This is a genomic window from Rheinheimera sp. UJ51, from assembly GCF_020819615.1.
In the GTDB taxonomy this organism is placed as follows: Bacteria; Pseudomonadota; Gammaproteobacteria; order Enterobacterales; family Alteromonadaceae; genus Alishewanella; species Alishewanella maricola.
Map to the genome: position 1 here is coordinate 37,314 of NZ_JAJHOG010000007.1, position 19,392 is coordinate 56,705.

Below are 19,392 nucleotides of genomic sequence, written 5' to 3' on the forward strand. Positions count from 1 at the left end.
CAAAACTTTTCAAACGAACACGCCATCACTAAGACAAGGCAGCACCGTTATTCCACAAGAGCTGATGATGTAGCGCGGTAGGCCCCTAAAAGGCTTTACGCCAACAGCGGCTTTGATTGATAATCAACCCTAGCAACTGGCAAAATCGCCCAACACCCTATGTCTTTTTTAACAAGGCTTGTGACTTCTCGTGAAAAGAACCAGCAGTAAAACAACACTGATCACGCGCGCCGGATATCAGCAATTAAAAAACGAACATGATGAACTGTGGTTTAAAAAAAGGCCCGAAGTCACTCGTATTGTCAGCTGGGCTGCCAGCCTTGGAGATCGCTCAGAAAATGCGGATTATCAGTACAATAAACGTTTATTGCGACAGATCGATAGCCGTATCCGTTTTTTACGTAAGCGCTTAGATACGCTGAGTATTGTCGATTATTCGCCACAGCAAGAAGGTCGTGTTTTCTTCGGCGCATCGGTTGTGATTGAAGATGATGATGGTCAAACGTTAACCTTTCGGATTGTCGGCCCAGATGAAATTTATGGCCGCAACGATTACATTTCTATCGATGCTCCGATGGCCCGCGCCTTACTCAAAAAACAAGTTGATGATATGGCCACAGTGCAAACACCGACTGGACTAAAAGACTGGTATATCGTTGCTATCCATTACCCCGATGCAGCACGGTAAAATGTCACACTCTTATTTTCTCGTTAAGGCCTTAGCCTATACTCATTTAACTCACCAACGTCTGCCTCGTGGTTACTGCACAATGCAGACAGGAAGCTATTATGTCTATCATTGTTAAACAAATTGCCGCCGAAATTGCTGCTCGTCCAGAGCAAGTTGCCGCAGCCATCGCTTTATTAGATGAAGGAGCGACAGTGCCCTTTATTGCCCGTTACCGCAAAGAAGTGACAGGCGCCTTAGACGACACTCAACTTCGCACCTTAGATCAGCGTTTAACCTATTTGCGCGAGTTAGAAGAGCGCCGGCAAGTGATCTTAAAAACCATTGCTGAGCAAGGCAAATTAACTACTGCGCTAGAGCAGGCCTTATTAGCCGCCGATAATAAAACCCGTTTAGAAGATTTATACCTGCCTTATAAAACCAAGCGCCGTACCAAAGGCCAATTAGCTATTGAAGCGGGGATCTTGCCGCTAGCGGAGGCATTATTAGCCAATGCGATGCTGCAACCTGAGCAAGCCGCCGCAGCGTATATCAATGCTGATGCCGGCTATACCGATGTAAAAGCGGTGCTAGATGGGGCCAAATATATCTTAATGGAGCAATTTGCTGAAGATGCGGATTTGTTAGCTCGACTACGTGAATACCTTACTGCCAATGCGCAATTACAAAGCACAGTAGTTAACGGTAAAGAAGCGGAAGGCGCTAAATTTAGTGATTATTTTTCACATACCGAACCGCTGAAACATGTTCCTTCACACCGCGCCTTAGCGATGTTTCGTGGACGAAATGAAGGTATCTTACAATTACAATTGATCCCCGATGCTAACGCTGAGCAACCGCATGCTATCTGTGAGCAAATGGTGGCGAATCACTTTAAATTGCGCCAGCTTGATCGCCCTGCCGATGCGTTTTTACGCACCGTGGTGCAATGGACTTGGAAAGTGAAACTGCAACTTCACCTAGAAAATGACTTACTGAGCGAATTGCGTGAGCGCTCTGACGCCGAAGCCATCAAGGTGTTTGCGCGCAATCTAAAAGATCTGCTAATGGCCGCGCCTGCCGGTATGCGCCCTACACTCGCGCTCGATCCTGGCCTACGTACCGGCGTTAAAGTGACCGCCATTGATGAAACGGGCAAGGTGCTCAATCACACAACTATCTATCCTCATGCACCAACTAATCAATGGGAAAAATCATTACAAGCGCTGATTGCCTTATCTAAACAATATCAAATTGAATTAATTGCCGTGGGTAATGGTACCGCCTCACGAGAAACCGATAAACTGGCCGCTGAAGTGATAAAAGCCTTACCACAACAACGTATCAGCAAAGTCATGGTGTCGGAAGCCGGCGCTTCGGTTTATTCAGCATCTGAATTAGCGGCCTTAGAATTTCCCGATCTCGATGTCTCAATTCGTGGCGCAGTCTCTATCGGCCGTCGCTTACAAGATCCGCTGGCCGAACTGGTCAAAATTGAACCCAAAGCCATCGGTGTTGGCCAATATCAACATGATGTCAATCAGAGTTTATTAACCAAATCGCTCGATGCCGTAGTCGAAGATTGCGTAAACGCTGTGGGTGTTGATCTAAATACCGCTTCTGCCGCCTTGTTAGCCAGAGTGGCGGGCCTGAATAAAACTTTGGCACAAAATATCGTGCAATATCGCGATGAGCATGGTCGCTTCAACACACGCAAACAACTATTGAAAGTGCCACGCCTTGGCCCTAAAGCCTATGAGCAAGCGGCTGGCTTTTTACGCATCAACAATGGCGAAAACCCGCTAGATGCCTCTGGTGTGCATCCGGAAGCCTATCCTTTAGTAGAAAAAATCTTAGCGGCACACCAAAAAAGCGTGGAGCAAATTATTGGCAATAGCAGCTTTTTACAGCAGCTTGATCCGGCTCGCTTTGTCGATGAACATTTTGGTTTATTGACCATCGCCGATTTAATCAAAGAATTAGATAAACCAGGGCGCGACCCGCGGCCAGAATTTCAAATGGCGCATTTTAAAGAGGGCGTGGAAACCTTAGCGGATTTAAAAGTCGGCATGCGTTTAGAAGGCGTCGTAACCAACGTCACCAACTTTGGTGCCTTTGTTGATGTCGGTGTGCATCAAGATGGTTTAGTGCATATCTCAGCTTTAGCCGATAAATTTGTCAGTGACCCGCATCAGGTTGTTAAAGCTGGGGATATTGTGCAGGTTAAGGTGTTAGAAGTGGATGCGGCGCGCAAACGTATTGCTCTTACCATGAAATTAAACGAGCCTACACAGCAGGCGACAACGGCAGCGAGTGGTCAAAAACCCGTAACCACTAAAACAGCTAAGACAAAACCGCAACCCGACAGCGCAAACGCGGCTATGGGACAGGCCTTTGCGGCCGCATTAGCGAAAACCAAAAAGTAGCGATGGGCTGAAACTTAGGCTTGTTGGCGCAGTGGCCGCTGTTGTGGCTCTGTCGCCAGCTGGTAGAAGTTTTGAATCACTTTAGTACGTGTCTGCATCGTGGGGCTAATTTCTAAGCGCTCACGCTGCGGTAATACAATACCGGCAACCGGTGCCGACTCTACTTGCTGAGGGGTGTCTGTTGCCGTCGCAGCATTCAACGAAGCCGTTGTTTCACTATTAGCTGTTGAACTAGCCGCAGCTTCAGTCAGCTTTTCGGCATTTTGTGCAATTAATTCTGCCTGGGCCTGTTGCGCACGCTGACTCGCTGCCGCCGCAATACTGCGATCTGCCCCCGAAGGTTCAGCAGGCGCTAATGCCGCCGCTTTAACCTGCTGCATTTTGCGAATAGTCTCTTGCGGATCACCCGGCACAGGACTGAGATCAATTTGTACTTCACCACCGACAGCATAACGACGACCATCAGGGCCTTGTTGGTAGTCATAACTGGGGCTACCCGCATAACGACCGCCAATGGTGGCATGCGCTTGCTCGTGTGCCCGCACTTCTTGATCGCGCGCTTGTAACTCACGCACTTCATTTTGCTCGGCTTGGGCTTGTTGCTCAGCCTGTTCAGCGGCTTGCCGCTCGGAAGATTTTTGCTCTGAAGCCTGTTGTTCAGAAGATTGCTGATCGGAAGACTGTTGCTGCCGCCCTTCTACCGCTTGTTGGGTTTCGGTTTCTTTACCATTACTGTCGTACAAAGTGACATTGCTGTTCGCATTGCCATTACGGGTGCGATCATCTGAATTTAATGCGCGTTCAGCACTGCCCTTTTCAGTGTCACGAACAGGCTCCACCAACTCTCGACGCTGCATATCACGCCGCGCCTGTTCCGTTGCCGGATTCGCGGTGTTGATACTAACGTTAGGATAGGTGGATGTGATTTGCATAGGGTTTACACTCGAATATCGATGATACTACCGAGCATTTCATCCGCCGTACGCAAAGAACGAACGTTCGCTTGTGCCGCGACTTGTTGCTGCTCCATTTTAACTATGGATTGCGTTGTGTCTTGCACCGGCTCAGGAGTAGTGGCAGCGGTTGCTTCACGATTGTTTTGTGCAGCAACATCTTGCTCTTGAATACGATTTTGCTGAGTTTGCCGATTGATATTGACGGTTTCTTCAGTAATCCCGGCACTCGCGCGCTGCAAACCTTGCATGCCTGCAGCATAAGCAGATTGTATTTGCATAGTGTGATTCCCGTAGTGAGATCTATATTGATTAATTATTAACCATAAAGCCAGAAAAAGAAAGCTATTCCTTTGCCAACAACCCATTCTGTAGCCAACTGACAAACTCGTTAGGATGAGAAATAAAGGGCGCATGCGAGGCTTTGTTTAATACCGTGCAGTGTGCTTTTGGCAAAAGTGCTTGTAGTTCAGGCACTACCGCAACTGGCACCAATGAATCAAGCCGACCAAAGCAACCATACACTGGCTGGCTTAAGGTGCTAAACGTTTGCCTTAAATCTTGCTCTGTTAATAAACGTAAAGCCCCGTGTACGGCCTCATCTGCAGGCAAAGGTGCGGCGGCAATCGCCTGTTTAAGCTGTTGAATATCAGCGCGGGCATGTTCTGATCCCATCGCCTGGATCGCCAGAAAACGCTGAATAGTCAGCGCAATATTCTGGGTCAGTGCTTGAGCAAATTGCTCGAGTACTGCCGCTTGCATACCAGGCCAGTTGGCGTTCGCCAGAAAACACGGTGAGGCGGCAACTAACCCTAATCGCGCAACCTTATTGGGATAACGTGCGGCAATGGCAATAGCCAATAGCCCCCCCAACGACCAACCGCATAGATAACTTTGTGCAGGGATCATCGCCGCCAGTTGCGTTACAACGTCGTCAAAAGCATAGCCGCTTGGAAAACGCTGATTCATGCCAAAACCTGGTAAATCTGGCGTCACGACCTGATAATCTTCTGCTAGGGTGGCTTTAACTTGCTGCCAGACACCGCTGTTCAATCCCCAACCGTGCAATAGCACCAAGGTTGGCTTAGCATTTTTACTCATTTCTGCCATGCTTATCCCATTTACACTGACTACTGATGACTATGCGGCTACTCGATATACTGCGTTGGCTATGGCAAAAACTTCTGCCGTCTCCCTGTTTGTGGTGCACCCTGCCAGTGCTCAACCATCAGCAATTGCTTTGCCCTGATTGCCAAGCTGCTTTACCGCAATTACCTTTTGCCCTCTGCCATTATAACCTGCTCTGGCTTCCGGCAGTCAGCAATGGTTTAACAGATTGCCAGTTTGATCGCTTACTCAGTTTAGCTTGGTATCAATTACCTTATCAGCATTGGATCCGCCGTTGGAAATTTCATGCCGATGCCTATTCGGCCGCATTATTACAGCAGCAGTTTGTGCAACTACTGAAACACTATCAAGCTGCAGGCCAACCCTTGCCCGATGCGATTGTGTATGTGCCAATGACGCGTAAAAAAGAGCGGAAACGTGGCTTTAATCAAGCCAAAATACTGGCTGAGCTTGCCGCCAGCAAGTTGCAGTTGCCATTGTTGGATATTTTACAACGCAGTAAAGACGGCGCACATCAAGTGGGGTTAAATCGACAACAGCGCCAGCAGAATTTAAAAGGAGTATTTCAAATAACCTGTGCCGGCAAATTGCCGGCACAGGTAGTGTTAATAGATGATGTTGTGACAACCGGCGCAACAGCCAATCAGCTGACGCGCCTGCTAAAACAGCATGGTGCTAGCCAGGTTAGCGTTTGGACGCTGGCGGTAACCCCCGCGTTTAACTACTCGTCATCCTCTTCATCTTCCGCGTTAGCGCTAAAACCATGACCTAAGTACAATGCGTTAACGAGTAAACGGCTTGAACCTTGGAAATAGCCACGGAACACCGGGTTATCCGTCATACCAATCACCCGACCACGACCTAAGTTATGCGCAACGAGAGCCGCACCTTCGGCTATGCGGGGTACGTATTCTGCTGCGGTGTAGCCGGCTAAATGGGGTTCAGCACTGTACTTAGCAACATTAACAAAGGGTGCTTTGCTTGGCTGTAACAACACATTAGAGTTTTTAAACAGCGGCATATCTTTACGATTGAGACCGAAGGTTAACGGATGTGATAAATCCAATTCAGCATTAAAAATAGCCCCGGCAATGCGACGTTTGCCGGCTAAAGCCTCTTTATCGGCATAGGTTAATTCATTAGCAGGGATCAGCTCGGCCATATCATCTGCAGACCACACCGCAGCTTGGAGCAGTTTGGCTTGCGCTAGCATAGTGGCGCCACCTTTATGCCCCCACAAGATACCGCCTTGCATGGTCCATTGCCGTAAACGATTAATGTCTGCCTCAGACCAGCTACGATAGTTACCATCTGGCACAATAATATGGGTATAGCGGCTTAAATTAACTCGTGATAAGCGATCAGGCTCAATCATACTGGGTGAAACACCCGCTAAACGTTCGAGGTTAAACCACACTTCACCGGCTTCTGTGGAATTGACACCGGGCCCCGCCACCACTAACACTTGCGGTAAAGTAACGGGCGTAAAATTACTACTACCCAGATCACTACCACGACTGTTTAGCCCTGTGGTTAAGGTATGAATGGGTAAATTAAAGCGCTCTTGTATTTTTTGTAAGCGGAAAAACCAATCTGCATGTGGCTGTAAACCCGCAGGGATAACCATAGCACCCGCTTTAAAACCGCGATTACCCTTGGTGGTAGTCCCCGTAAAATCACCCAGCGCTGCACGCACCACTAAACCTTCAGCCAGCATCGCATGCAACATTACTGGGGCTTGCTGATCCTGCCAATTTAATACGTAGGCATAACCTTCTGCTTCTGGCGTTTGTTGCGGCGCCCGAGGCTGCCATTGCCAAGGTTGATCAGCTAAGGCACGGCCAGGCTCGCGGTTGACCTGAACAAAATCAATGTTATAAGCATAAGGCAGGGTCCAAGCCGACACATCATAAAACGTATTGTCATTAAAGGACTTATCGGTACTAAAGGCCGCTTTTAATAACCGATACTGCGCCTGTTGTAATGGCACATAATAACTTTGACCGGCTTTAAACTGTTGTTGCTCATATTGCCAATCTTGCTCTAACGGATATACCGTGATCTGATGCTGTGCTAATAAACGCAATAAATCCGTTAAGCGACTCTGATCTTGCGATTCCGTTAAGATATAGCCTTTAGCGCGATCACTGCGTGCTTGCTGCGCGGCAGACTCGAAAAACGCTTGTTGATAGGTTAATAGCTGTTGGCGATTGGTTACGGCACCACGAATGGTTGATAACGAGGCATCAAACTGGTTTTTAATCGCATCAGCAAAAGCTAAGACACCATTAATCGACTCTTGGGCATGGCCACGGCTACTGGCTTGTTCAAATAAGATGCCGACACTGCCATTGATATCCGGATAGGTTGAGCCTTTACCGATATAAAAATCATCGAAGCTTTCTTGCGTGTAATACAGTGCGCCTCGTTGATTAAAGGCTTGCGCATGAAAACCCGCCATCATTTTAGTCAGCTCAAAGTTGCGCTCAGGTGTTAATGGGTAATTACGTGACGGAATGCCGGGCTGGAAGAAAAACGTGCTGTTGGTACCCATTTCATGATAATCGCCAACGATATTCGGCTGCCATTTGTGAAATTGAACTAAACGCGCCTGACTTTCCGGATGCTGCAGTAATAACCAATCCCGATTTAAATCAAACCAATAATGATTCGGTCGGCCGTTCGGCCAGGGTTCAATATGCTCACGATGTTGTGGATCTGTCACCGCAACTTTGCCTCGATGCATATTCACCCAACTTGCAAAGCGGTCATTACCATCAGGGTTTAAACTGGGCTGAATTAAAATGATTGCCTGCTTTAACCACTGCTGTACTTCTGGATTAGTGCTCGCCGTTAAATAATGCGCTAAAACCAAGGCTGCGTTGGCGCCACTCGCTTCATTACCATGGATACTATAACCCAACCAAATAACCACTGGGCTCTCTGCAGTTATGCGAGCATTGCCTTGCACCTGCGCTAAATGCTGCATGCGGATTTGTTCTAAATTAGCTAAATTTTCAGGAGAAGAAACAACCAATTGTAGCAACGGCCGCTGCTCATGAGTTTTCCCGATAACTTCCAGTTGTGCTCTATCCGATTGAGCTGCGACCACTTCAAAATAACGTTGAATTTGATCATGCCGCACATGCCAGTCACCCACTTTGAAACCCAACACCGCTTCAGGTGCGGACACGTCGTTAATGACTTTTTCATTAAAGTAGTTGGCCTGAACCTGCCAAACTGCAAAAAACAAAATAATTGTAGCCAGTTTTTTCATTATATTCCCTCTAGAGTATTAGCTAAGTTAGCCAGAAAGCAGCACAAAACTCAAGCAGGGCTGGCATCGCCGCAATAGGAAGAGTATCATAAGGCATAACCTAGTAATTTAGTCAGGTACTACTATGATTGCAATTTCAGAACAGGCTCAAACCCACTTTGCCAAGCTGTTAGAAAAACAACCTGCTGGCACCAACATTCGGGTGTTTGTGGTCAACCCTGGCACGGCTCAGGCGGAATGTGGCGTGTCTTATTGTCCACCCGATGCGGTTGAAGAAACCGATATCACGCTGAACTTTACCGGCTTTGATGCGGTGGTTGATGAAGAAAGTAAACCTTACTTAGTGGACGCAGAAATCGATTTTGTGACCGATCAGATGGGTTCACAGCTGACATTAAAAGCGCCGAATGCCAAAGTACGTAAGGTGAGTGACAACGCCCCTTTAATGGAACGCGTGCAATATGTCATCGATAGTGAAATTAATCCGCAATTAGCCAACCATGGTGGCCGTGTTAGCGTGATGGAATTAACGCCAACTGGCGTGGCAATCCTGCAATTTGGCGGTGGCTGTAATGGCTGTTCACAAGTCGACTTAACGTTAAAAGAAGGCATTGAAAAAGAGCTATTAGCACGTTTCGATGGCGAACTGTCTGGCGTAAAAGATATTACAGAGCACCAGCGCGGCGAACACTCCTATTACTAAGTGCGCTAGCAGCATTTTTTTACCAACTATGCTATAACAGCCTCGATATCCTTATTGGGGCTTTTTTATGCGTGCGCTGATACTTCTGTTACTTTCGTTAATACTTTCTCCGGCTCAAGCGGCCGTAATGTTGATTTATCATCATGTTGCTAGCGACACGCCGCGTGTGAGCAGTGTTACCCCGGATGAACTTCGCGCCCATCTCAGTTATTTTCGTGATAACAACTTTCAAGTTATTGGCCTTGATGTGTTAATTCAACAATTAACCTCGGGGCAACCCATTGCCGATAATGCCGTGGTGATTACCTTTGATGATAGTTATGAAAACAATTTCACCACGGCCCACCCTATTTTGCAGGAATTCGGCTACCCCTATACTCTTTTTATCAGCCCAGGCGCGATTGATCAGCGTATCGGGCCGGTGCTAACTTGGCCGCAAGTCAAACAAATGTCAGATGATGGCGTGTTAATCGCTAACCACGCTATGTGGCATGAGCATATGGCAACGCGCAATAAAGATGAAACAGAAGCGGCTTGGTTAGAGCGGATGAAGCAAAGTATTCTGCAAGCAGAGCAACGCATCAAAGAAGAAACGGGCCAACAGCATAAATGGTTAGCTTACCCTTATGGCGAATTTAATAATGCACTAGAAGATTTAGTGCAGCAATTAGGCTTTATCGGTATCGGTCAGCAATCGGGAGCCATTGGCCCTTTAACAAAATTAACGCGGATCCCGCGTTATCCTGCAGCGGGTCAATATGCGGATCTCAAAGATCTCAGTCAAAAATTGCGTACTCTGGCCTTTCCTATTACAGATTATGTGATGGCCGATCAGCAAGTCAGTGCTAACCCCCCTACACTGCGCTTATCCCTGCAAATAGAGGATTTTCGTCGGCAACAACTACGCTGCTATGCAGGCAGTGAAGTGCTTGAGCCGGTCTGGTTAAATGCAACAACATTTGAAGTCACCGCCAGTAAACCTTTAAATCGCGGACGCAGTCGTTATAACTGCACTGCGCCATCGCTCAGTAAAAAAGGTTACTTTTATTGGTATTCGCAACCTTGGTTAAACGCAGGCTAAGGTCAATAACGTTATTTAAGTAGCGCTAACACCAACGGGAAATCGGCAAGCAGCTGTTCGGGATCAATCACCGGCGGCTGCCCAACCACCATCTCAGGTTTAAACATAGCCACCACTTGTCCTAGTGGATTCAATAGCACCACCGAAGCACTATGATCAACCAGATAATTGCCTTCGGCATTACTGCTCATGGCGTACATCAAACCAATATTTCGAACAAACGGAAACAGTTGATCGTGCCCTGCCGTAACACCTAACAGTGCCGGTTGCTGAAAATAATTGACGTACTCGTTAATTTGCTTTGGCGTATCACGCTGCGGATCAACCGAAATAAACCAGATCTTCAATGGCTCTTTGAGCATTTTCGCTAATTCAGGCTGCACACCTGCAAGCTTCGCTAAGGTCAGCGGGCAAATGTCTGGGCAAAAGGTGTAGCCAACAAAAGCGAGCGTCCATTGCCCATACAGATCTTGTCGACCAACGGTCTGACCATGTTGATCTGTTAAACTAAACTCGGCTAAATTTCGCGCCTGTGGATACACTAATGCCTGCTTCGGCGCTGCCGGTTGCTGTAACATTAAAAATGTTAGCACACCGGCGACCAATGCCCCTACGGTCAATAATAAATAACTGATACTACGAAACATAAAGCGTTAATACCTTAAAATAATGATCGACCACTAACACCAAAAATAACAACATTAAATGCACAATGGAAAACTTAAAGGTGGCCATCGCGGTGCTGGCCTCTGCAAAGAATTTCAGTTTCCACGCATACTGCAAAAACCGTAAATTCAGTAACGTACTGGCCACTAAGTAAATAGCGCCGGTCATGCCGACAATATAAGGTAAGAGACACACAATGCATAGTATTAGGGTATATAACAGAATGGCGCTTTTTGTATATTCAATGCCATGTGTTACGGGCAACATGGGCATATTCACTTTGGCATAATCATCGCGACGATGGATAGCCAGCGCCCAAAAATGCGGCGGTGTCCAAGCAAAGATGATCATCACTAAGAGCAGAGCATGGCCATGAATATCACCGGTAATAGCAGTCCAACCTAATAAGGGGGGCATGGCGCCCGCTAAACCACCAATCACGATGTTTTGCGGAGTGGCCCGTTTTAAAAACATGGTATAAACCACTGCATACCCAAACAAACTGAGTAAGGTTAACCATGCTGTCAGCGGGTTTACTGCAAAATACAGCAGAACAAAGCCCGCTAAGGCTAAACTGCAAGCAAAAATCACCGCTTGTTTGCTGCTAACACGACCACGAGCCACTGGCCGACTGTGGGTACGAGCCATTTGTGCATCAATGCGCTGATCAACTACATGGTTTAACGCTGCGGCGGCAGCCGACAATAAACCGATCCCCACCGTCGCTGAAAACAACAAACCAAAAGAAATCCATTGATCTGTCGCCAACACCATGCCGACCCAAGCGGTTAACACCAACAAAGCGACAACCTTAGGTTTAGTAAGCTCTAAATAGTCGCGCCACAGTCGGCTGTGCATCCCTGATAATAATAACGTTGCCATATTACCTCTCCCTGCCTTGTTGCTGATTAATTTGATAGACCGATACCACAACGAACATCAGCAAACTGGCACCAACAAAGTTGTGGGCAACTGCATTTGCTAAAGGTAGGTGTAGCACAATATTGAGCACGCCCAAGGTAAATTGCAGTAATAAGGTCGCGCCAATGGCCAGTGCTAAGCGCTGCATTAGCGAAGATTGGGCAATCTTGAATAAACGCCAAGCATAAAAGGCCACCACACTAAAGGTAATAAGCGCACCAATGCGGTGTAACACATGGATGGTGGCACGTGCATCTTGCGACATCACGCCATATTCGTAATCACCATGACCAAGATGTAAATCGAAGGCCTCAGCAAAGGCTAAACGATTTGACCATCCCGCTTCACACAGGGGTAAATCTAAACAGGCCAAAGCCGCATAATTTGCTGCGGTCCAGCCGCCTAGAGCAATTTGCATTAACACCACAATAGCCGCCAAGATGGCGAGAGGTTTTAGACGAAGCAATTGGGGCTCTCGACTAAGCCAGTGAGGATGCACCTTAAGCCAATATAAAGCCAATAAGCAAAAGATGCCAAAACCAAACAGTAAGTGTGCCATCACTACCAATGGAAATAGGCCCATCGTTACCGTTAGTGCACCGAGCAAGGCCTGAAAACACACTAAGATAATTAACGCCGTGGGAATAATAGTTAAGCGCCGTTGTTGCCAAACACTACTGATAAAGAGTGCGGCAATCAGCAGACCTAAAGCACCGGCCAAATAGCGATGCACCATTTCATTCCACGCTTTATGCGTTTCTAAGGGGCGCTCGGGAAAACGCTCAGCGGCCATTAACACTTTTTCTGGATGGGCCGGTACTTTCAAAAAACCATAACAACCTGGCCAATCTGGACAGCCTAAACCGGCGTCCGTTAAACGGGTGTAAGCACCCAAAATGATCACGAGCATGGTCCAGCATAGGGTCAAAGTGACCAATTTTTTATGTAATGTCATACGCTGGTCCTGTCGTAATTCATCAACTTCATTAAATCGCTGCGGATCGATTTAGCCGTAACCGCCATTTGTTCCGCTTGCTCTGGCATCGGATAACGCAATAACACCAAGCCGCGTTGATCAACCAACACAATTTGGTTTTGTAATGCCGCCGTAGCCGCATTGGTTACATTCGACTGCGGAAAGTTGGCATAATCAGCCGGTAATTGCTGGCCAACATACACCGTTTGCACTTGGTTTTGCTTGCGACCTAATCCGGTATACAGTTGCTTTACGGTGTATAAAGCTTGCTGGCAGGACTTTTGATCACACGCCGCGGCAACCACCGCAATACGCCAATGATCTTGGCGAGCACTGGCATCATCGAGTAAATAGATCTCTTGTTCCAACCAAGCCCCCTGACTGCCCGAACCAGGTGAAAACCAACCGAGCTCTAACACCAGCTTAGCCAAGGCCAATGGCAGAGCACAGCAGAGGATAAACAACAGCAGAAATTTGTTTTTATTCATGTTTTTTCTCCAATTGCAAACTAGCTGCAAGCGCAACACCTAATACCGCGATGGCTAAACCCAACCACTGCACGGCATAACCGCGATGTTTTTCGGGCGGTAACACCACGGCTTTATAGTGCGGAATAAAACGAGAGGGCGCTTGCTGATAAATAACGGCCGCATATAACGGTACCGGCAGTTGTTGTTGTAAAGCAGTGATATCGACTTGTTGCATACGCATCGGGTAAGTATTGCCTTCAAGGTTTTGCCCCAGTAGCACGCCGCCTAATTTTGTTCTCACTAGACCCGATACACTGATTTCAGCAGGGATGGTTATTTCAGGTAAGCTTTGGCGACTGCTTGGCGCGGCAACCCAACCTAAATTAACGAGTAACGCGGGTGCCGTTGCTTGAAATTGCACCGGTATTAACACATCGTAACCGACGCGGCCTTCGACAATTTTATTATCTAATAACCACACGTAAGGGGCTAACCAACGGCCAGCATCTTCTACTAACACACCATCGGCCTCGGCACTGATCAAATTAAACAGTTGCGACGCAGAGATAGCACCTTGCTGCTGCAGTACGGCCAACTGTTGTAATTGCTCGGTTTTTTCTGCGGCACGTTGCCATTGCCAATACGACAACTTGATTAATATTAAAAAAGCGGCCAGAGTAATAAAGCACCACAGCCGATTAACGTTAAATAAGTGACCGAACAACTTAAACTGCATCAGTCAAACTCCGGAGATGAAATGATAATAAAAATAGCCATCGTTCTATTGCTGATCTATATCGTGGTTAATCTGGTAAAAGCCGGTTTTAGCGTTATGCGCCAAACCGAATCCAGCCACAGCTTGTCTTACTATCTTGGTAAAAGGGTGTTGTTCTCAGCGATCGCCCTCGCCTTAATTATTCTCGCGATGGCGACCGGACTGATTGCACCTAATGCCCGCCCTTATTAAAGCCGTTTAAATGATGTAGACAAAGACAAATAAACATAACCAAACCACATCAACAAAATGCCAATACAGGGCACCGGCTTTAAAAGCGAAATGTTTTTCTGGCGTGAAGTGCCCTTTTAATACTCTAAAAAAGATAAAGAGTAGAATGATTGCACCCAGCGTGACATGTAAGCCGTGAAAACCGGTTAACAGAAAGAAAGTGTTACCGTAAAAACCAGAGTCTAAGCGTAAGCCAAGATCACGATAAGCATGAATATACTCATAGCCTTGTAAACACAAAAACACTGCGCCTAAGAGCAGCGTGAGCAACAAAAACAACTTTAATTGGCCACGCTTTTCTTTTTCTAACCCCACATGCGCAAAATGCAATGTGACAGACGAAATCACTAAAAGCACCGTATTAATGGTCGGTAAACCCCATGCTGGCATCGCTTGTGTTTCAATACCACCGGGCGTTTTTAGTAATGGCCATGACGGCTGAAAATCGGGCCATAAAATAGCAAAAGTCATCGCATTGTTACTGGCACCACCGAGCCATTCCATCGCAATCACCCGGCCATAAAACAAGGCACCAAAAAAGGCCATAAAGAACATCACTTCAGACACAATGAACCAAATCATACCTTGTCGGAAAGACCGATCCATTTGCGCACTGTATAAACCGGCCATAGATTCATCGATGACATTTCTAAACCAACCTACCAACATAAAAATAAGGATGGCAAAACCGGCAAGCAATAACCAACCGCCAAAACCACTTTGTTGCTTACTGACATCAATCACGTAATGCCCAGCACCAAAGGCAATACAAAACATCGCTACCGCACCGACTATTGGCCAAGGGCTTTGTGCCGGCACATAATATTTTTCATAGGTCTTATTCATTATTATTCCCCACTTTTTGCTGTAGCAGTGTCCGGCTGCCAACTGGCAGTCACGTCATACAGGGTGTAGTTCAATGTAATCGTGCTGAACTGCGCCGGTAGCGCCGGATCGACATAAAACTGCACAGGCATCAGCATATTATTGCCGCCCGCCAGTTGCTGTTGGGTGAAACAAAAGCATTCAATTTTGTGTAAGTAGAGTGCAGCTTGGCCTGGCGAAACCGATGGCACCGCCTGGCCTACAATCATGCGGCTGGTGGGGTTTTCTGCGATATAGTTCATCACGTAAATTTCACCTGGATGCACCGTCAAACGGCGGATCTCGGGTTTAAAAATCCACGGCATGTCTTTGTTTGGTCGCGCCAAAAACTCAATGGTCACTTCGCGGCTAGTGTCGATATTATCCGCCAGCACAGTGGCTGGCGTTGCCGAGGGTTTGCCATTAATACCGGTAATATCACAAAACACGTCATATAAAGGTACTAAGGCAAAACCGAAGCCAAACATCAGTAACACAACCAGTAGTAATTTACTGACCAGCGTACGATGCAGCTGCATAAGCCCTCCGCTACTTAATTACGGGTGGTGTTTCAAAGGTGTGATAAGGCGCAGGTGACGGCACTTCCCACTCTAAACCTTCAGCACCTTCCCAAACCTGCGCAGTAGCGGGCACACCGCCGCGCGCACATTTAACCAACACCCACACAAAGATCAGTTGCGACAGGCCAAACAGGAAGCCACCGATACTGATAAAAGCATTAAAGTCAGCAAATTGCAGGGCATAGTCGGGAATACGGCGTGGCATACCCGCTAAACCAACGAAGTGCATTGGGAAAAACAGCATGTTTACAGAAATCAAAGAACACCAAAAATGCAACTGGCCAAGACGCTCGTCATACATGTAGCCAGTCCATTTAGGTAACCAGTAATAAGCCGCCGCAATAATCGAAAACACTGCGCCTGTTACTAACACATAGTGAAAGTGTGCTACCACGAAATAGGTATCATGGTACTGGAAGTCAGCTGGCGTTATCGCCAACATCAAACCCGAGAAGCCACCGATGGTAAACAGCACAATAAAGGCCAAGGCAAACATCATCGGCACTTCAAACGTCATGGCTCCTCGCCACATTGTGGCCACCCAGTTAAACACTTTTACCCCGGTAGGTACGGCAATTAACATAGTGCAATACATAAAGAACAAGGTCGCAAACACCGGCATCCCCGTAGTAAACATATGGTGTGCCCAAACCAAGAACGACAAGATAGCGATACTGGCGGTGGCATACACCATAGAGGCATAACCAAACAACGGTTTACGGGCGAAGGTTGGAATAATGGCGGAGATAATGCCAAAGGCTGGCAAAATCATGATGTACACTTCGGGGTGACCAAAGAACCAGAAAATATGCTGAAACAGCACGGGATCACCGCCACCGGCAGCATCAAAGAAGCTGGTACCAAAATATTTATCCGTTAACACCATCGTAACCGCACCGGCTAATACAGGCATTACCATAATCAGTAAGAATGCTGTGATAAACCACGTCCAGACAAACAAGGGCATTTTCATCCACGTCATACCAGGAGCACGTAAATTCCAAATGGTGACGATCACGTTAATTGCCCCCATAATGGAAGAAATACCCATGATATGCACCGAAAACACAAACAGCGCCGTACTGTCACCGCTGTAGGTTGTCGATAACGGGGCATAGAACGTCCAGCCAAAACTGGGACCACCGCCTGGCATAAATAAACTGAGTAAAAGGATCAAGAACGCAAAAGGTAAGATCCAAAAACTCCAGTTATTCATCCGTGGTAACGCCATATCTGGCGCACCAATCATCATTGGGATCATCCAATTAGCTAAACCGGTAAAGGCCGGCATTACCGCGCCAAATACCATGATTAAGCCATGCACTGTGGTCATTTGGTTAAAGAAATGAGGTTCGACAAATTGCATACCCGGCTGGAATAACTCCAAACGAATAACCATTGCCATACTGCCGCCAAGGAAAAACATCACCAAAGCGAAAATAAGGTACATGCTGCCGATATCTTTGTGGTTCGTGGTAAACAACCAGCGTTTTATGCCGCTAGGTTTGTGATCATGCGCATGATCATCATGTTCTGTAGTAATTGCTGACATCGGTTATTCTCCCTTGCCTTGCTGGACAGCGAACACATCGGCAGCCTGCACGGTATCACCGGTATTATTATCAAAAGCATTACGGGTATAGGTGATAACCGCTGCTAATTCTTTTAGGCTGAGTTGCTTACCAAACGCCTGCATCGCGGTACCCGGGCGACCATTAACCAACACATCAATATGGCCGTTGCGATCATTAAGGATTAACTCGCTGCCTTTTAACGCAGGGAAAATACCAGGTAACCCCATGCCAGTAGCCTGATGACAGGCAACACACCAGCCTTGATAGATTTTCTCACCGGTACTCATTAACTCTGCCATGCTCATATTCATGGCTAGCAATTCTTGTTCGGCGGCTTTTTCACTGGCGATCCGCGTTTCTTCTTGCTGGATCCACGCTAAATAATCTTCTTCGCTTTTCGCAATCACCACGATTGGCATAAAGCCGTGGTCTTTACCGCATAACTCAGTACATTGCCCACGATAAGTGCCAGGCTCGTCTACCCGAGTCCATGCTTCGTTAATAAAGCCAGGGTTCGCATCTTTTTTAATGGCAAAGGCAGGTACCCACCACGAGTGAATCACATCATCAGAGGTCATCAAGAAGCGAATTTTTTTCCCAACAGGAATCACTAAAGGCCGATCGACCTCTAATAGATAGTTTTCACCCTTGGCCAGTTTATTGGCCACTTGCTCTCTGGGTGTCGCTAATAATGAAAAGTACTCAACATCGTGTTCAAGGTATTTATAATGCCATTTCCACTGCGAACCAGTGATTTGCACGGTCACATCGGCAGCGGAGGTGTCATCCATCGCCAATAGAGTGGTCGTGGCGGGAAATGCCATCACAACAAGAATCACGACCGGAATGGTCGTCCACAGAATTTCAACCTTGGTACTTTCATGAAATGAAGCCGGCTGCACCCCTCTTGCTTTGCGGTGAAGGATCATGGATACAAACATAATCCCAAACACCACTGCACCGATAGCACAACAAATCCAGAAAATGGTCATATGCAGTTGATAAACCTGCTGACTGATCTCCGTAGCGCCTTTGGTCATATTCAAAGGCATAGATGTTGATGCGTTTGCCGATGCGGCAAAAAATAGGGTCGGCAGCGACCAAACCAGACAACGCGTGTTTGTCACTGTACTTCTCCTCTGTCATTTGCATTGCAAACTGCAGAAACCAAGAACACAGAACTACACGGCTTTATATCAACCTATCCTGACCGAATCTATGTGGTAAGTTTCGCAATTTCTTATTTTTATTATTTTTTTGTGATTTCGAAGCAAGCGCTGAAACCAGCCACTGTTAACGTTAATTATTTTTTGAACAGTTGCCGCTTAAGAATTGTCCAGGATGAGCGTTATGTAAACCCCTAAAATGCAAAAGCACCGATAAAACCTAGAGGTCATACCAGTGCAATTGTAAATTAACTTGTTGAACAGCGACTATTTTATAGCCAACTGCCGTTACGGATCACGCCTACAGCAAGGCCTTCAACGGCAAATTGCTGTTCACGTAAATCGATTTTAATCACCTCAAAATCTGGATTCTCAGGAAGCAATAAAACTTCATGTCCTTGCCGCTGAAAACGCTTTACCGTTACTTCATCATCGACACGGGCGACAATCACTTGGCCATGTTCTGCTTGCGTGGTTTTATGCACGGCTAACAGATCGCCATCGAGGATGCCGATATCTTGCATACTCATGCCTTGTACCCGAAGTAAAAAGTCAGCATGGGGTTTAAATAAATGCGCATCAATTTGATAATGATTTTGTACATGCTCAGCGGCTAAGATAGGTTGGCCAGCGGCAACTTTACCCACCAAAGGCAAACCCAATTGCTCGGGAGCGGAATCGTCTTCCAATAAACGGATCCCTCGCGAGGTACCGGGCATCATCTCCAGTACCCCCTTTTTAGCTAAGGCTTTGAGATGTTCTTCCGCTGCATTGGCAGATTTAAAACCTAAACGCAGCGCAATCTCGGCGCGCGTGGGTGGCATTCCGGTTTCTTGTTGGTAATCTTTGATTAATTGCAGAATTTCGGCCTGACGAGGCGTTAATGGTCTCATAATGCTGGCTACCTATACAGTAAGTACTGTCAGTATATAC

20 protein-coding genes are annotated in these 19,392 nt (G+C 47.0%); 6 read left to right on the forward strand and 14 right to left on the reverse strand.

What is annotated here, in order from left to right; all coding sequences use genetic code 11:
- Window positions 1-190 precede the first annotated feature (190 nt).
- Both greB and LMJ53_RS10560 read left to right on the forward strand, forming a co-directional pair.
- The gene (greB, locus tag LMJ53_RS10555; protein WP_229586022.1) at window positions 191-688 is read left to right on the forward strand and encodes a transcription elongation factor GreB; all 498 of its coding nucleotides are present in this window, start codon (window positions 191-193) and stop codon (window positions 686-688) included.
- 101 nt (window positions 689-789) lie between these two features.
- Window positions 790-3,093 (forward strand): Tex family protein, encoded by a 2,304-nt coding sequence (locus LMJ53_RS10560; RefSeq protein WP_229586023.1) that lies wholly within the window; start codon window positions 790-792, stop codon window positions 3,091-3,093.
- Between the two features lie 14 nt (window positions 3,094-3,107).
- Here the strand turns inward: LMJ53_RS10560 and LMJ53_RS10565 are convergent, their stop codons facing one another.
- The 3 genes from LMJ53_RS10565 to bioH form a co-directional block, all read right to left on the reverse strand.
- Window positions 3,108-4,025: a putative metalloprotease CJM1_0395 family protein gene (locus LMJ53_RS10565; RefSeq protein ID WP_229586024.1), complete on the reverse strand. Its 918-nt coding sequence runs from the start codon at window positions 4,023-4,025 to the stop codon at window positions 3,108-3,110.
- Window positions 4,026-4,030: 5 nt separating this feature from the next.
- Window positions 4,031-4,327 (reverse strand): excinuclease ATPase subunit, encoded by a 297-nt coding sequence (locus LMJ53_RS10570; RefSeq protein ID WP_229586025.1) that lies wholly within the window; start codon window positions 4,325-4,327, stop codon window positions 4,031-4,033.
- Between the two features lie 64 nt (window positions 4,328-4,391).
- Window positions 4,392-5,147, reverse strand: a complete 756-nt coding sequence (gene bioH / locus LMJ53_RS10575) for a pimeloyl-ACP methyl ester esterase BioH (RefSeq protein ID WP_229586026.1) — start codon at window positions 5,145-5,147, stop codon at window positions 4,392-4,394.
- Window positions 5,148-5,263: 116 nt separating this feature from the next.
- Here bioH and LMJ53_RS10580 point away from each other — a divergent pair, with 116 nt between their 5' ends.
- Window positions 5,264-5,941: a ComF family protein gene (locus LMJ53_RS10580; protein ID WP_229586027.1), complete on the forward strand. Its 678-nt coding sequence runs from the start codon at window positions 5,264-5,266 to the stop codon at window positions 5,939-5,941.
- On the opposite strand, the gene LMJ53_RS10585 is transcribed toward LMJ53_RS10580, so the two are convergent.
- The gene (locus tag LMJ53_RS10585) at window positions 5,896-8,451 is read right to left on the reverse strand and encodes a M14 family zinc carboxypeptidase (protein ID WP_229586028.1); all 2,556 of its coding nucleotides are present in this window, start codon (window positions 8,449-8,451) and stop codon (window positions 5,896-5,898) included. The genes LMJ53_RS10580 and LMJ53_RS10585 overlap by 46 nt on opposite strands.
- Window positions 8,452-8,575: 124 nt before the next feature.
- Between LMJ53_RS10585 and nfuA the strand changes: the two genes are divergently transcribed.
- Together nfuA and LMJ53_RS10595 are read left to right on the forward strand one after the other, a co-directional pair.
- Window positions 8,576-9,154: a Fe-S biogenesis protein NfuA gene (nfuA, locus tag LMJ53_RS10590; RefSeq protein ID WP_229586029.1), complete on the forward strand. Its 579-nt coding sequence runs from the start codon at window positions 8,576-8,578 to the stop codon at window positions 9,152-9,154.
- 67 nt (window positions 9,155-9,221) lie between these two features.
- Window positions 9,222-10,235 (forward strand): polysaccharide deacetylase family protein, encoded by a 1,014-nt coding sequence (locus tag LMJ53_RS10595; RefSeq protein WP_229586030.1) that lies wholly within the window; start codon window positions 9,222-9,224, stop codon window positions 10,233-10,235.
- A gap of 11 nt (window positions 10,236-10,246) precedes the next feature.
- On the opposite strand, the gene LMJ53_RS10600 is transcribed toward LMJ53_RS10595, so the two are convergent.
- The 5 genes from LMJ53_RS10600 to LMJ53_RS10620 are packed head-to-tail and all read right to left on the reverse strand — an operon-like array spanning window position 10,247 to window position 14,004.
- On the reverse strand, window positions 10,247-10,882 hold the full coding sequence (locus tag LMJ53_RS10600; RefSeq protein ID WP_229586031.1) for an SCO family protein: 636 nt from the start codon (window positions 10,880-10,882) through the stop codon (window positions 10,247-10,249).
- Window positions 10,872-11,783, reverse strand: coding sequence for a heme o synthase (cyoE, locus tag LMJ53_RS10605; RefSeq protein ID WP_229586032.1), 912 nt, complete (start codon window positions 11,781-11,783; stop codon window positions 10,872-10,874). Before cyoE ends, LMJ53_RS10600 begins: the two co-directional genes overlap by 11 nt.
- Window position 11,784: 1 nt before the next feature.
- Complete coding sequence (locus tag LMJ53_RS10610; RefSeq protein ID WP_229586033.1) at window positions 11,785-12,777, reverse strand: COX15/CtaA family protein; 993 nt, start codon at window positions 12,775-12,777, stop codon at window positions 11,785-11,787.
- Window positions 12,774-13,286: a hypothetical protein gene (locus tag LMJ53_RS10615; RefSeq protein WP_229586034.1), complete on the reverse strand. Its 513-nt coding sequence runs from the start codon at window positions 13,284-13,286 to the stop codon at window positions 12,774-12,776. Before LMJ53_RS10615 ends, LMJ53_RS10610 begins: the two co-directional genes overlap by 4 nt.
- Window positions 13,279-14,004, reverse strand: a complete 726-nt coding sequence (locus LMJ53_RS10620; RefSeq protein WP_229586035.1) for an SURF1 family protein — start codon at window positions 14,002-14,004, stop codon at window positions 13,279-13,281. Before LMJ53_RS10620 ends, LMJ53_RS10615 begins: the two co-directional genes overlap by 8 nt.
- 21 nt (window positions 14,005-14,025) lie before the next feature.
- Here LMJ53_RS10620 and LMJ53_RS10625 point away from each other — a divergent pair, with 21 nt between their 5' ends.
- Window positions 14,026-14,235 carry a DUF2909 domain-containing protein gene (locus LMJ53_RS10625; RefSeq protein WP_229586036.1) on the forward strand — a complete coding sequence of 70 codons (210 nt, stop codon included), beginning with the start codon at window positions 14,026-14,028 and terminating at the stop codon, window positions 14,233-14,235.
- Window positions 14,236-14,241: 6 nt separating this feature from the next.
- On the opposite strand, the gene LMJ53_RS10630 is transcribed toward LMJ53_RS10625, so the two are convergent.
- The 5 genes from LMJ53_RS10630 to lexA form a co-directional block, all read right to left on the reverse strand.
- Window positions 14,242-15,120 (reverse strand): cytochrome c oxidase subunit 3, encoded by an 879-nt coding sequence (locus LMJ53_RS10630; RefSeq protein WP_229586037.1) that lies wholly within the window; start codon window positions 15,118-15,120, stop codon window positions 14,242-14,244.
- Between the two features lie 2 nt (window positions 15,121-15,122).
- Window positions 15,123-15,677 (reverse strand): cytochrome c oxidase assembly protein, encoded by a 555-nt coding sequence (locus tag LMJ53_RS10635; RefSeq protein ID WP_229586038.1) that lies wholly within the window; start codon window positions 15,675-15,677, stop codon window positions 15,123-15,125.
- Window positions 15,678-15,687: 10 nt separating this feature from the next.
- Entirely contained in the window at window positions 15,688-17,271 is a 1,584-nt protein-coding gene (ctaD, locus tag LMJ53_RS10640) for a cytochrome c oxidase subunit I (protein ID WP_229586039.1), read from the reverse strand.
- 3 nt (window positions 17,272-17,274) lie between these two features.
- Window positions 17,275-18,420 (reverse strand): cytochrome c oxidase subunit II, encoded by a 1,146-nt coding sequence (gene coxB / locus LMJ53_RS10645; protein WP_229586040.1) that lies wholly within the window; start codon window positions 18,418-18,420, stop codon window positions 17,275-17,277.
- A gap of 311 nt (window positions 18,421-18,731) precedes the next feature.
- Window positions 18,732-19,352 carry a transcriptional repressor LexA gene (gene lexA, locus LMJ53_RS10650; RefSeq protein WP_226751343.1) on the reverse strand — a complete coding sequence of 207 codons (621 nt, stop codon included), beginning with the start codon at window positions 19,350-19,352 and terminating at the stop codon, window positions 18,732-18,734.
- Window positions 19,353-19,392: the final 40 nt, after the last annotated feature.